This window comes from Mesorhizobium sp. LEGMi-168a (genome assembly GCF_058312955.1).
The window spans coordinates 35628-49059 of record NZ_JBZEGV010000016.1 but is presented as its reverse complement, the minus strand read 5'-3'; the positions used below and the strand labels follow the sequence as shown (position 1 = coordinate 49059).

The 13432-nt window shown below is 62.2% G+C and carries 13 protein-coding genes and 1 pseudogene; 5 read left to right on the top strand and 9 right to left on the bottom strand.

Annotated elements, in window-relative coordinates; translation table 11 throughout:
- Window positions 1–38: 38 nt before the first annotated feature.
- Window positions 39–790, top strand: a pseudogene (locus AC4FWB_RS20535) (DUF5131 family protein).
- Here AC4FWB_RS20535 and AC4FWB_RS20530 read toward each other — a convergent pair.
- Window positions 745–1671 carry a three-Cys-motif partner protein TcmP gene (locus tag AC4FWB_RS20530; RefSeq protein WP_491028082.1) on the bottom strand — a complete coding sequence of 309 codons (927 nt, stop codon included), beginning with the start codon at window positions 1669–1671 and terminating at the stop codon, window positions 745–747. The pseudogene AC4FWB_RS20535 and the gene AC4FWB_RS20530 sit on opposite strands and share 46 nt — an antisense overlap.
- A gap of 301 nt (window positions 1672–1972) precedes the next feature.
- On the opposite strand from AC4FWB_RS20530, the gene corA reads away from it, so the two are divergent.
- The 3 genes from corA (at window position 1973) to AC4FWB_RS20515 (ending at window position 4000) form a co-directional block, all read left to right on the top strand.
- Window positions 1973–2947 (top strand): magnesium/cobalt transporter CorA, encoded by a 975-nt coding sequence (corA, locus tag AC4FWB_RS20525; RefSeq protein WP_491028081.1) that lies wholly within the window; start codon window positions 1973–1975, stop codon window positions 2945–2947.
- 124 nt (window positions 2948–3071) lie between these two features.
- The gene (locus AC4FWB_RS20520; RefSeq protein ID WP_491028187.1) at window positions 3072–3533 is read left to right on the top strand and encodes a MaoC family dehydratase; all 462 of its coding nucleotides are present in this window, start codon (window positions 3072–3074) and stop codon (window positions 3531–3533) included.
- On the top strand, window positions 3530–4000 hold the full coding sequence (locus AC4FWB_RS20515) for a MaoC family dehydratase (RefSeq protein WP_126098759.1): 471 nt from the start codon (window positions 3530–3532) through the stop codon (window positions 3998–4000). Before AC4FWB_RS20520 ends, AC4FWB_RS20515 begins: the two co-directional genes overlap by 4 nt.
- A gap of 162 nt (window positions 4001–4162) precedes the next feature.
- Here AC4FWB_RS20515 and AC4FWB_RS20510 read toward each other — a convergent pair whose 3' ends face one another.
- The 5 genes from AC4FWB_RS20510 to petA all read right to left on the bottom strand — a co-directional run bounded on the left by AC4FWB_RS20510 (window position 4163) and on the right by petA (window position 8575).
- Window positions 4163–4708: an adenine phosphoribosyltransferase gene (locus AC4FWB_RS20510; protein ID WP_491028080.1), complete on the bottom strand. Its 546-nt coding sequence runs from the start codon at window positions 4706–4708 to the stop codon at window positions 4163–4165.
- Between the two features lie 275 nt (window positions 4709–4983).
- Window positions 4984–5679 carry an acid phosphatase gene (locus AC4FWB_RS20505; protein ID WP_491028079.1) on the bottom strand — a complete coding sequence of 232 codons (696 nt, stop codon included), beginning with the start codon at window positions 5677–5679 and terminating at the stop codon, window positions 4984–4986.
- Window positions 5680–5816: 137 nt separating this feature from the next.
- A complete protein-coding gene (locus AC4FWB_RS20500; protein WP_491028078.1) occupies window positions 5817–6674 on the bottom strand; it encodes a cytochrome c1 in 858 nt (285 codons plus the stop codon).
- 19 nt (window positions 6675–6693) lie between these two features.
- The gene (locus tag AC4FWB_RS20495) at window positions 6694–7998 is read right to left on the bottom strand and encodes a cytochrome b (protein ID WP_491028077.1); all 1305 of its coding nucleotides are present in this window, start codon (window positions 7996–7998) and stop codon (window positions 6694–6696) included.
- A 16-nt stretch (window positions 7999–8014) separates the two neighbouring features.
- Window positions 8015–8575: a ubiquinol-cytochrome c reductase iron-sulfur subunit gene (gene petA / locus AC4FWB_RS20490; protein WP_491028076.1), complete on the bottom strand. Its 561-nt coding sequence runs from the start codon at window positions 8573–8575 to the stop codon at window positions 8015–8017.
- Window positions 8576–8887: 312 nt separating this feature from the next.
- On the opposite strand from petA, the gene AC4FWB_RS20485 reads away from it, so the two are divergent.
- Window positions 8888–9232, top strand: coding sequence for a cupin domain-containing protein (locus tag AC4FWB_RS20485; protein WP_491028186.1), 345 nt, complete (start codon window positions 8888–8890; stop codon window positions 9230–9232).
- 81 nt (window positions 9233–9313) lie between these two features.
- Here the strand turns inward: AC4FWB_RS20485 and AC4FWB_RS20480 are convergent, their stop codons facing one another.
- The 3 genes from AC4FWB_RS20480 to AC4FWB_RS20470 are packed head-to-tail and all read right to left on the bottom strand — an operon-like array spanning window position 9314 to window position 13410.
- Entirely contained in the window at window positions 9314–9625 is a 312-nt protein-coding gene (locus AC4FWB_RS20480; RefSeq protein WP_491028075.1) for a DUF6665 family protein, read from the bottom strand.
- Window positions 9626–9634: 9 nt separating this feature from the next.
- On the bottom strand, window positions 9635–11518 hold the full coding sequence (locus tag AC4FWB_RS20475) for an ABC transporter ATP-binding protein (protein WP_491028074.1): 1884 nt from the start codon (window positions 11516–11518) through the stop codon (window positions 9635–9637).
- Window positions 11515–13410 carry an ABC transporter ATP-binding protein gene (locus AC4FWB_RS20470; protein ID WP_491028073.1) on the bottom strand — a complete coding sequence of 632 codons (1896 nt, stop codon included), beginning with the start codon at window positions 13408–13410 and terminating at the stop codon, window positions 11515–11517. The genes AC4FWB_RS20475 and AC4FWB_RS20470 overlap by 4 nt, the downstream gene beginning before the upstream one ends.
- Window positions 13411–13432: the final 22 nt, after the last annotated feature.

Here is a 13432-nt window from a genome sequence, read left to right as displayed (position 1 = left end):
TTAATGCGATCTCGGAACCGTCGAAGAGAAGCGCGAAAATGGCCGAAACATCCATCGAATGGACTGACGCAACGTGGAATCCGGTCGCAGGATGCACAATCCTTACGGCAGGGTGCACAAATTGCTACGCCATGCGCATGGCCTCCCGCCTCGAAGCGATGGGGCTGAGAAATATGCAGGGCTAACTCGGAAAAGCGGTGGAAGGGCGAAATGGACAGGCAGGATCAAGCTTGACCATTCATCTCTCGGCATTCCGGCCTCATGGAAGAAACCACGACGCGTTTTCGTCAATTCGATGTCGGACCTTTTCCATCCAGATGTGCCTGTAGACTTCATCCGTGAGGTTTGGCGCGTCATGGAGACAACTCCGCACCACACCTATCAGGTACTTACCAAGCGGCCAGATAGGATGGCTGAAATCCTCTCGACAGACAGTTTCAAAGTGCTGCCAAACGTCTGGCTCGGAACAAGTGTAGAGGATAGTCGCGTGCTTTACAGGTTAGATGAACTTCGATCTGTTCCGGCGGTGATCAGATTTGTCTCCTATGAGCCGTTGATAGGCTCCGTAGCGGGTGGAAGCCTAACAGGTATTCATTGGGCGATTGTTGGTGGAGAGAGCGGCCCCAACGCCCGCCCAATGGACCCAATCTGGATCGATGAGATTTTCGATCAATGTACTGATGCCGACGCCGCCTTCTTTTTCAAACAATGGGGCGGGAAGAATAAGAAAGCGACGGGGCGAACCTATCGCGAGCGCTTGTGGGATGATCTACCAGAACTGAGAATGTGAGATGCCATTCTGGTCGCCAGCTTCACAGCTGCCGGACTAGTGTTCGAGACGGCAAAGAAAAGCGACGCAAGCGGCGCACCGTTTTTGTGATGAAGCCGCACCGGATCAAGGACAGCACCTTTGAAAGCGGTTTCGAGGCGTTCTTTCACATAAGCCTCAATTGCGTTTACGTCGGCTCGACGCACCGCCTGCCCTTGCGTTTCGAAAATGTCTTCAGGCGCAATTTCGTGATTGTACCAACGAGAGCGCCAATCACTGGCACCCAGGACCCGATCTAGACTGGCTTGCTTGCCAAGATCGAGTTTTGCCGGATCGTGCGGAGCGTTCCTATACAGGCCGGACAGCGGGAAGAAATACCAGCAATCCAGTGCCTCGGTCTTGGCAATTGCTTCCACCGTCTGCCAAGAGACCTCCATGCCGTATGGATCAAGAAAAACAACACCACGTATTCCACGGCCAACAATTTCAGAACCTCGCCAAGGGGTATTCGTACACAAACGCTGCACGAGTTTATTAGCGTCACCGTTTCGCGCGATGATTTTGCGATCTGGATACTCATCAATCAGAGTTTGAAGTTCTGAAAACCGAGACGCGTCTTGCTCAATGAGGACAATTGAGTGCATTGGTGGATCGATCTCGATCGCGATCCGCGCCGATCCTGGCGTCGTTATTTCCTCCGGCTCTGCAAAATCCGGTCCGAACAGCGGCAAGCCGGGACGTACTTCCGTGCGAGTACCAGAACTGGCAAATGCATCGATGTAGATGCAAGCGAACTGCTGATTTTGAAGCGCGATCGAAAACGCCCTCAAATACTCTTGCAGGCATCTAAGCTTTCTCGACGTATCAGGTCCGCCAAAGACATGCTTTGCCAATTTGAACATCCCCACCCGAGAACATTATCCAATCCGGAAAATAAACAGGTGTCTAGATGCTTTAGCATACACGGGAGCAAATAACGCCAAGGCTGGGAAACGCCCTTCACCTCTATCGCAAAATTATCCAGAAAAAGCGTTGGCGCACTCGGCGCAGGCAGCTATTCGCCTGCCTTGACCTTGTCAGACTAGGGGTCTAATCGGCTGCAGGACGCGGTCGGAGCTCTCATCGAAAGTGCTCTCTCCGTGTAATCCGAAATAACGCGCCTGTCCTGAACACACCTTTGACTCCAGCAAGGGAGACCCGGCGATGATCAAGGCCTTCGTCGTGGACAATGATCGCCTGCGCGTCACCGACGATCTTGCGCGAGACGGCGACCGGGTCGTCTGGGCCGACCTGTTCAATCCGACCAAGGAGGAAGAGGCCATCATCGAGGGCTGGCTGGGCATTGCCATCCCAACCCGAGAGGAGATGGAAGAGATCGAGATCTCGAGCCGCCTCTATGTCGAGGACGGCGGCTACTTCATGACCGCCGTGCTGCCTGCGCAGACCGAGGTCGACGATCCGTTGATGTCGCCGGTGACCTTTGCGCTCGCCGGCAATCGGCTGATCACCATCCGCTACCACGAGCCCAAGGCCTTCAAGACTTTCCCGCTGCGCGCCGAAAAAGTGGCGACCGGCTGCACCAGCGGCGACACCATCCTGATCGGCCTCTTGGAAGCGATCGTCGATCGGCTCGCCGACATCCTCGAGCGCGCCGGCCGCGACGTGGAAGTGATCTCGCGCGACATCTTCGAGGCGCGCTCGACCAAGGCTTCGAAGCGCAACCGCGATTTCCAGGAGCTCTTGAAAGGCATCGGCCGCAAGGAGGATCTCGCCTCTTCCGTTCGCGACAGCCTGATCTCGCTGCAGCGCCTGGCCGGCTTTCTCGCCCATGTCGCGGCCCAGACAAAGATGAGCAAGGATGTGCGGGCCCGCATCAAGACCCTGTCGCGCGACGTGCTGTCGCTTGCCGACCACGCCACCTTCCTGTCGCAGAAGATCTCCTTCCTGCTCGACGCCACGCTCGGCATGATCTCGATCGAGCAGAACGCCATCATCAAGATCTTCTCGGTTGCCGCGGTCATCTTCCTGCCGCCGACGCTGGTCGCCTCGATCTACGGCATGAACTTCGACATCATCCCCGAGCTCAAATGGGAGTTCGGCTATCCCTTCGCCATTGGCCTGATGGTGATCTCGGCGATCCTGCCTTTCTGGTATTTCCGCCGCCGCGGCTGGCTCTGACCGCGCGGCGCGTCGCCGACAGCCCTTTGGCTGGCTCACCAGAAAGGACTTGACCAAATCCCCTTCGGCCGTCATCCGGGATGCCGACCTTGGGGATCACGCATTCGTCAACTGGATTGCCGACATGACCGGAAAGACCTGGGCCTATGAGGACTTCGTCGAGGGCGTCTCGCTCGATCTCGGCAGCAAGAATGTCAGCGCGGCCGAGATCATCGAGTTCGCCAGCGAATTCGATGCTCAGCCGATGCATCTCGACGAGGAGGCCGGCAAGGCCAGCATCCTGGGCGGCCTTTCGGCTTCGGGCTGGCATACCTGCGCGATGTTCATGCGCATGCTTTGCGACGCCTTCCTGCTCGATTCGACCTCGCAAGGCTCGCCGGGCATCGAGCATGTCAAATGGAAGAAGCCGGTTCTGGCCGGTGATCGCCTTACCGGCAAGGTCACCGTGCTTGCCAAGCGCCAGTCCAAATCCAGGCCTCAGTTCGGACTCGTCAGCATGCGCAGCGAGTTGTTCAACCAGCGCGGCGAATGCGTCTTCGAGCTCGAGAACACGGGCATGTTCCTGACCCGAGAGGCCATCGCGTGACCCTGGACGAGTATTTCCTGATCGGTGAAACCGTCACCCTCGGCTCGCATAAGTTCGGCGCCGAAGAGATCAAGGCCTTCGCCAAGAAATACGATCCGCAGGTCTTCCATGTCGACGAGGAGGCGGCGAAGAAGAGCGTGCTCGGCGGACTCTGCGCCTCTGGCTGGCACACCGCCGCCACCTGGATGAAATACAACCTCGAAAAGCGCATGGAGACCGAGGGCGTGCGCTGGACAGGTCCCGGCCCGCAGCCCGAATTTGGCCCGTCGCCTGGCTTTCGCAATCTCAAATGGCTGAAGCCGGTCTATGCCGGCGAGACCGTGACCTTCACGCGCACCGCGCTTGCCCATCGTCCCCTTGCCGGGCGCCCTGGCTGGAGCCTGCTCACGCTGCGCTCGGAAGGCTTTGACTCGACCGGCGACAAGGTCATCGAGTTCGACAGCGCGGTGCTGGTGAAGGTGGAATAATTTCCTTCTCCCGTTCACGGGGAGAAGGTGCCCGAAGGGCGGATGAGGGGCGGCGCCAGCGATGGCGTCTCAAACTCGACCGTCGCGCTTACCCCTCACCCTGCTCCGCTCGCGATGCTCGCTCCGCTTCCCTCTCCCCGTAAACGGGGCGAGGGAGAAGTGCTAATGCCCCTCGAATCCGATCAGCGTCCTTACCGGCACGCCGAGCGCTTCCAGCTTCTGGCGTCCGCCGAGATCCGGCAGGTCGACGACGAAGCAGGCGGCGACGATGTCGGCGCCGATCTGGCGCAGGAGCTTCACTGCCGCTTCCGCCGTGCCGCCGGTGGCGATCAGGTCGTCGACCACGATCACCTTCTCGCCGGGCGAAACGCCGTCCTTGTGCATCTCCATCTCGTCCAGCCCGTATTCGAGGCTGTAGGCGACGCGAACCGTCTCGTAAGGCAGCTTGCCCTTCTTGCGGATCGGCACGAAGCCAGCCGAAAGCTGGTGCGCCACGGCGCCGCCAAGGATGAAGCCGCGCGCCTCGATGCCGGCGATCTTGTCGATCTTCAGTCCGGCATAAGGATGCACCAACTCGTCGATGGCCCGGCGGAAAGCGCGCGCATCGCCGAGCAGCGTGGTGATGTCGCGGAACAGGATGCCGGGTTTCGGATAGTCGGGGATGGTGCGGATCGCGGCAAGCAGCGTGTCTTCGAGCGAGGATTTCATGAGACGGGGCTCTCCGCGTGTCGGGCTGTCGGCTATGAACGGCGTCGGCGCATCTCGGCACGACGCAACCAACAACGGCTACCGCGATGCTGGGCCGGAGACAAGCGCATCCGGCAAAGGACTGATATCGCTTGGCTTGTCCCGGGCGTCATCTGCCAGCGGCTTCGCGCTTCATAGACAGCAGCACGCTCGCATAAAAAGCTCTCGACCAGCCTTACCTTCGACGCATGAAAAAGGGCGCCCAAGGCGCCCTTTCAAGCTCTGGCGAAGCCGGATCACATGCCGAGATCGGAACGCAGTTCGGAGCGCGCCACTTCGTACTCGGCCTTGAAATCGGGGCGGCTGAGCAGGACCGCGGCAATCACGCTGCCGGAAATCTTACCCATCTCGATATCGGACGGATAGTGGATGCCGCCGACTACGCGGTTGTGGGCATACTCTGCCGCGCGCGCCATGATCTCGGCTCGCTTTTCCGGAACCATGTCGGACAGGATGATGCCCATCATGGTCCCGACCGTCGCGTGGCCCGACGGCCATGAGCCGGAGTTCGACAGCTTCACGACGGGTTTGACCAGATCGCTGAGCTGATGCGGGCGCGGACGCTTCCAGACATCCTTGGCAGGGTCGACGACCGCGCCCTCGGTGGCCGCAACGCGATCGAAGAAGGCACTGAACTTCGGCAGCGTCTCCTTGTTGAATTTCGGCCCCATGACGTCGGCGAAACGCCAGACATTTTCCTCGGCATCGGCGATGGCGCGCTTTTCCATCTCGGGAGTACGCGTCACCTGCAGCGTCAGCACCTCGCCGAGTTCGGCCTTGGTTTCGGCCGAATCGTTGGCCGGAGGCGGCGGCAGGATCATCGTCAGGTCGATGTCCTTGCTCGTGACGAAAGGTTGCGCCTCTTCGGCGTGAGCGACGGTACCGGCGATAAGCAGCAGAAAGCCCGCCGCGAGCGATGCGTATCTTTTCATGGGTGCGATCCTTTGATGAGGCAATGCAGGATCGCCTCGGGCGGTGACGGCCGTGTGACAGGTCGGCCCCTTCGCGGTTGCGCTGCAATGAAAAAGGGCGCCCTGCGGCGCCCTTCAAAACTTATGGGGACCCTGGCTCAGTGCGCTACGTCGGCCCACACCTTGCGCTTGGTCATGTAGACCAGCGCGCCGAACAGCAACAGGAACACCAGCACGCGGAAGCCGGTCTTCTTGCGGTCCTCGAGGTGCGGCTCGGCGGCCCACATCAGGAATGCGGCGACGTCGCGCGAATACTGGTCTACCGTCTGCGGCGAGCCGTCGTCATAGGTCACCTGGCCGTCCGAGAGCGGCTTCGGCATCTTCAGCGACACGCCGGACAGGAAGTACGGATTGTAGTGCGTGCCTTCCGGGATCGCCATGCCGGCCGGCGGCGTCTGGTCGTAGCCGGTCAAGAGCGAGTGAATGTAATCCGGGCCGCCCTGGGCATACTGGGTGAAGATGTCGAAGACGAAGCGCGGGAAGCCGCGCTCGACGCCGCGCGCCTTGGCGAGCAGCGACATGTCGGGCGGCGCGGCGCCGCCATTGGCGGCCGCTGCGGCCTGCTCGTTCGGGAACGGCGCCGGGAAGTGGTCCGAAGGCTTGCCCGGGCGGTCGAACATGTCGCCGGCATCGTTCGGGCCGTCATGGATGGTGTATTCGGCGGCCAGCGTCTTGATCTGCGCTTCCGAATAGCCGAGGCCCTCCAGCGTGCGGAACGCCACCAGGTTCATCGAGTGGCAGGCCGAGCAGACTTCCTTGTAGACCTTCAGGCCGCGCTGCAGCTGTGCCTTGTCGTAGGTGCCGAACGGGCCGGCGAAGCTCCAGCTCATTTCCTTCGGCTCGTTGATCGGGAAATGCGTCGGGGCAGCCGCGTTGTGTTCCTCTTCGGCAGCGATGGCCGCGGTGCCCGCGACCACCAGGCCGAGCAGCGCCAGCGAGGTGAGAATCTTCTTCATGCCAAATCCCCTCAGATTCTCAGCCCTTGGTTTCCGGCGCGCGCACCGCGCCTGCCGGATGTCCGCCGGCCCCCTTGTTCTTCTTTTCCAGCACCGCCTCGGTGATCGAGTTCGGCAGGCGCCGCGGCGTCTCGATCAGGCCAAGCACCGGCATGACGACCAGGAAGAAGGCGAAGTAGAACAGCGTCGCCATCTGCGCCATGAACACGTAGCTGCCTTCCGCCGGCTGCGAGCCCAGCCATCCGAGCAGCATGGCATCGGCCACGAACAGCCAGAAGAACAGCTTGTACCAGGGCCGGTAGACCGCCGAGCGCACCTTCGAGGTGTCGAGCCACGGCACCAGGAACAGCATGGCGATGGCGCCGAACATGCACAGCACGCCGCCGAGCTTGGAGTTGATCGGCCCGATGTTGAAGGTGATGGCGCGCAGGATCGCGTAGAACGGCAGGAAGTACCATTCCGGAACGATGTGGGCCGGCGTCTTCAGCGGGTTGGCGACCGTGTAGTTGTCCGGGTGGCCGAGATAGTTCGGCAGGTAGAAGACGAAATAGGCGAAGACGAACAGGAACACGATCATGCCGAACGCGTCCTTGATGGTGGCGTAAGGCGTGAAGGCAACGGTGTCGGTCTTCGACTTGACCTCGATGCCGGTCGGGTTCGACTGGCCGACGACATGCAGCGCCCAGATGTGCAGCACGACGACGCCGGCGATCATGAACGGCAACAGGTAATGCAGCGCGAAGAAGCGGTTCAGCGTCGGGTTGTCGACGGCGAAGCCGCCGAGCAGCAGCTCCTGGATCCAGTTGCCGACCAGCGGAATGGCGCTGAAGAAGCCGGTGATGACGGTGGCGCCCCAGAAGCTCATCTGTCCCCAGGGCAGCACGTAGCCCATGAAGCCTGTGGCCATCATCAGGAGGTAGATGATGCAGCCGAGGATCCAGAGCAGCTCGCGCGGCGCCTTGTAGGAGCCGTAGAAGAGCCCGCGGAAGATGTGGATGTAGACGGCGACGAAGAAGAACGAGGCGCCGTTGGAATGGAGATAGCGCAGGAGCCATCCCGAATTCACGTCGCGCATGATCTTCTCGACCGAATCGAAGGCGAGAGTGGTGTCGGATGTATAGTGCATGGCCAGCACGATGCCGGTCAGGATCTGCGCCGCCAGCATGATCGACAGGATGCCGCCGAACGTCCACATGTAGTTGAGGTTGCGCGGCACCGGATAGGCGACGAAGCTGTCATAGACCAGCCTGGGCAGCGGCATGCGGGCGTCGAACCAGCGTCCGATGCCGGTCTTCGGCGTGTAGGTGGAGTGTCCCTCGCTCATCGAAATATCCCCTGCCTCAGCCGATAAGGATCTTGGTATCGGAAATGAATTTGAATACCGGGATCGCCATGTTCTCGGGCGCCGGGCCTTTGCGGATGCGGCCGGCTGTGTCGTACTGCGAGCCGTGGCACGGGCAGAACCAGCCGCCGAAATCGCCTTCCTGGCCGAGCGGGATGCAGCCGAGATGGGTGCAGACCTGAACCATCACCATCCAGGCTTCCTTGCCGGGCGTGGTGCGGTTGGCGTCGGTCGCCGGCGCGTCGGCCGGTAGGTTGGCGTTGCGGGCGATCGGATCCTTGAGATCATTGAGGCTGACCGCCGCGCCGTCCTTCATTTCCTTTTCGGTGCGGTTACGTACCACGACCGGCTTGCCGCGCCACTTGACGATCAGCGAGCTGCCGGGCTGCAGCGAGGAGACATCGACCTCGACCGAAGCCAGCGCCAGCGTCGAGGCATCCGGCTGCATCTGGTCGATGAACGGCCAGGCGACGGCGCCCGCGCCGACCACACCGGCCATGCCGGTGGCGATATAGAGAAAATCGCGACGGTTGGGATCGTGGATGTCGGTTGCGCTCACGGGTGCCTGATCCTTTCGCCTCTTTCCGTGCCGGCGGCCGAGCCTTATCCCCGCTCCATCGCGCCGGCCCGACAGCGCATGGCGAACAGGCTAGCGAATTCCTCCGGCATTTGGAGTTCGGTTTATGCGTGCAGCCCGTTTTTGTCCAGACGGGTGAAGGCACAAGGGCAGATTGTCGCGGGTCCATGTCGCGGCCTGCGCCGGGGCGTTCTCGCCAGACCGCTGGACGCCTTGAAACTCCTGGAAATCGGGGACGAAATCGAGTTCTTGTTCGCCTCGACAGTGGCTGCTGGCCCGGTCTATTCTCAAGCCATGGCGCATGTCATTAAACGGGACGGATGGGCGGAGGCGCCCGACCGCTGGCAAGGCGAGCTGCAATGCGGCGCCTTTGGCTCCAGAAGCTGCCTGATCTTCAATTATCTGCCCGGCATCGGCGGCGGCCCGCGCCTGCACAAGCACCCCTACGCGGAGATCTTCATCATCCGCGCCGGCACCGCCCTGTTCACGGTCGGCGACCAGCAGATCGGGGCTTCGGCCGGCCAGATCCTCATCGTCCCGCCCGACACGCCGCACAAATTCACCAATCTCGGCCCTGGCCCGCTCGAGACCACCGACATCCACGAGAACGGCAGCTTCATCACCGAATGGCTGGAGTAGACCATGATCCCGAACCGAAGGTTAGCGTAGCAAAAAGTGGGAACCGGTTTTCGGGAAAGATCATGGTCAAACTAAAGAGTGCTAGCTGGCGCCCAGCCTGACCAGCACCGCCCTCGGGATGCTGTATTCGCGGATCACGGCGTCGTGCTTGCGCAATCCGCAGAGCTCGCGCTGGATGAAATAGCCGTGGACGGCTGCCGCCGCTTCCTTCAGCAGCCGGTTGCGATCCCCGCTCTCGCCGTTTTCTCGCAGCTTCGCCAGCGTCTCCTCGACGCGCTGGCCGGCGCGGCCAAGGGCGGCCGCCTTTTCGGCCAGGATTTCGTGGCCGAGCAGGTCGAGCGCGCTTTCCTGCGCGCCGCTTCGTCCGAAATTGCTGGGCATCCGAACCGACATGGTTGCGTTCTACTCCGCTGGCCGCGTCTCTTCCAGCACGCTTTCCTCATTGAACAGGAAGCCGCCGGACTGCCGCTTCCACAGCCGCGCATAGAGGCCGTCGAGCACCACCAGCTCGTCATGCGTGCCCTGCTCGACGATGCGGCCGCCGTCGAGCACCACCAGCCGGTCAAGCGCGGCGATGGTGGACAGCCGATGCGCGATGGCGATGACGGTCTTGTCCTCCATCAGCCTTACCAGGTTTTCCTGGATCGCCGCCTCGATGTCGGAATCGAGCGCCGAGGTCGCCTCGTCGAGGATGAGGATCGGCGCATCCTTGAGGAAGAGGCGGGCGATCGCCACGCGCTGACGCTGCCCGCCCGAGAGCTTGACGCCGCGCTCGCCGACGTAAGCCTCGTAACCGGCTCGACCGCGGTTGTCGCGCAGGCCCATGATGAAATCATGCGCCTCGGCCTTGCGCGCCGCCGCGATCACCTCTCTGTCGGTCGCGTCCGGCATGCCGAGCTTGATGTTGTCGCGCAGCGAGCGGTGGAACAGCGCGGTATCCTGGCTGACCACGCCGATATTGGCGCGCAGCGAATTCTGCGTTACGCCCGCGATGTCCTGGCCGTCGATCAGGATCTTGCCGCCCTCGAGGTCGTAGAGGCGCAGGATGAGATTGGCCAGCGTCGTCTTGCCGGCGCCCGACGGGCCGACCAGCCCGACCTTCTCGCCGGGACGCACGACGAGGTCGATGCCGTCCAGAACGCCTGCCCCCTTGCCGTAGTGGAAGGTGACGTTCCTGAGGTCGATGCGGCCGCCGGCAACCACCAGTTCCTTGGCGTCAGGGGCGTCGGTCAGGCCGAGCGGCTGCGAGATCAGCGCCTTGGAATTCTCGAGCACGCCGAGGTTCCTCAGGATGCTGTTGAGCTGCATCATCACCCGTCCCAGCAGCATGTTGAGCCGCAAGACAAGAGAAAGCGTGAAGGCCACGGCGCCGACGGTGATCGAACCTTCCACCCAGAGATAGACGGCAAAGGCGGCGATCGTCGTGATCATGATGCCGGAAAGCGTCGTCAGGGCCAAGCGCACGCCGGTCAGCCGGCGCGTGAACGGGCGCAGTGCGTCGAGATAGATGTCGAAGCCGCTGCGGATATAGCGGTCATCGCCGTCGGCGGCGAACAGCTTCAGCGTCTGCACGTTGGAATAGGAATCAACGATTCGCCCGGTGATCATCGAGCCGGCCTCGGCGGTCGCCTCGGCATGCTTGCGGATCGCCGGCAAGTGGAGCCTGGCCAGCCAGCCGAAGGCGACGATCCAGATCACCACCAGCACCGCTAGCCGCAGATCGAGGCCGGCGACCAGCGCCAGCGTCGTCACCGTGTAGACGATCATGAACCAGATGACCTCGATGAAGCTCTCCATCAGGTCGCCGGTTGCCTGCCCAGCCTGCCAGACCTTGGTGGCGATGCGCCCGGCGAAATCGTTCTGGAAGAAGGCGTAGGATTGGCGCGAGACATGCCGGTGCGCCTGCCAGCGCACCAGGCTGTAGAAGCCCGGCGTGATCGTCTGCTCGTCAACCAGTGCCGAAAGGCCGACCACCAGCGTGCGGATGATCAACACCACCGCGCCCATGAACAGAAGCTCGGGACCGGCGGCGGCCCACAACGCGTGCCAGCTGCGTTCGCCGGGAAGCTGGTCGAGGATATCGACCAGCCGTCCGACGAAATAGAACAGCCCGGCCTCGACCAGCGGCGCGATGCCGCCGATGATCAGCATGGCGAAGAAGGCGAGCTTCGCCTGCCCGACATAGTGCCAAAGGAAGCCGCGGACGCTGGCGGGTGGCCGAAGATTCGCCGGCTCGCGGAACGGGTAGACCCAGCGTTCGAACCAGCGATAGACGGCCTTCATCATTCCGCGGCTTCACCTTTGGCACCAAAGTCATTGGCGACCGCGTCGTTGGCGGCCTCGGCCGGCATGTCGTCGAGCAGGAAGCCGCCGGACTGGCGCTGCCAGAGCTGGGCGTAGAGCCCGCTGTTGGCGACGAGTTCCTCATGCGAGCCTTCCTCGATGACGCGGCCCTTGTCCAGGACGACGAGCCTGTCCATCGCCGCGATGGTCGACAGCCGGTGCGCGATGGCGATGACGGTCTTGCCCTGCATCAGCTTGTAGAGGTTCTCCTGGATCGCCGCCTCGGCTTCCGAATCGAGCGCCGAGGTCGCCTCGTCGAGAATGAGGATCGGCGCGTCTTTCAGCATGACGCGGGCGATGGCGATGCGCTGCCGCTGGCCGCCGGACAATTTGACGCCGCGGTCGCCGACATGGGCATCGAAATTCTTGCGGCCGTCGGAATCGGAAAGCTCACTGATGAAGTCCAACGCCTCCGCACGCTTCGCTGCCTCGATCAGCATGTCGTTGCTGGCATCGGGCCGGCCGTAGAGGATGTTGTCGCGCACCGACCGGTGCAGCAGCGAGGTATCCTGTGTCACCATGCCGATTTGCGCGCGTAGCGAGTCCTGCGTCACCGCCGCGATCTCCTGGCCGTCGATCAGGATCCTGCCGCTTTCGAGGTCGTAGAAGCGCAACAGAAGGTTGACCAGCGTCGACTTGCCGGCGCCGGAGCGGCCGACAATGCCGACCTTCTCGCCGGGCTTCACAGCCAGCGACAGGTTTTCAATGACGCCCTTCTGCTTGCCATAGTGGAAGCGTATGTCCTCGAAGCGGATCTCGCCTTGACTGACGGCGATGTCCCTGGCGCCCGGCCTGTCCTCGACCAGCCGCGGCAGCGAGATCGACTGGATGCCGTCCTGCACCGTGCCGATGTTCTCGAACAGGCCCGACATCTCCCACATGATCCACTGCGACATGCCCCACATCCTGAGCACCAGGCCGATGACCACGGCCACGGCGCCGATCGTCACAGCCTGGCCAAGCCACAGCCAGAGCGAGATCGCCGTGACCGAGAACAGCAGCAGCGAATTCAGGATGTAGAGCAAGCCATAGAGCACGGTTACCAGCCGCATCGAGCGATAGACGGTGTCGAGGAAGCGTCCCATCCCTTCCTTGGCGAAAGCCGCCTCGCGCCGCGCATGCGAAAACAGCTTCACCGTCTGGATGTTGGTGTAGCTGTCGACGACGCGGCCGGTCATGGTCGAGCGCGCATTGGCCTGTTCCTCGCCGACCTTGCCCAGCTTGGGAATGAAATAGCGCAGCAGCCCTATATAGCCGACCAGCCAGACGACAAGCGGCGCCGCCAGCCGCCAGTCGGCCGAGCCGACGATGAACAGCATGCCGAGGAAGTAGACGATGACGTAGTTGAGGACGTCGATCAGTTTGATCACGCATTCGCGCACGGCGAGCGCGGTCTGCATCAGCTTGGTGGCGATGCGGCCGGCGAACTCGTCCTGATAGAAGGCCATCGACTGCTTGAGCAGGTAGCGATGCACCTGCCAGCGGATGCGCATGGGATAGTTGCCCATCAGCGTCTGCTGGTTGAGCAGCGAATGCAGCCAGACCGTGCCCGGCAGGGCGAACAGCACGACGAAGGCCATGCCGGCAAGCTTCCAGCTCTCGGTCTGCAGGAACGTCTCGCGATTCTGCGCCGACAGCCAGTCGACGATGCGGCCGAGGAAGCCGAACATCCATACTTCGGTGAAAGCGATCGTCGTCACCAGCAGTGCATCGAGAATGATGTATGGCCAGGCCCCGCGCGTATAATGCACGCAGAAGGCGACCAGCGTCTTCGGCGGCTCGACCGGCTCCGCGGCGGGAAACGGATCGAGCCTCTTTTCAAACCAGCGGAACATTCCGGGCACTCGACTGTCTATG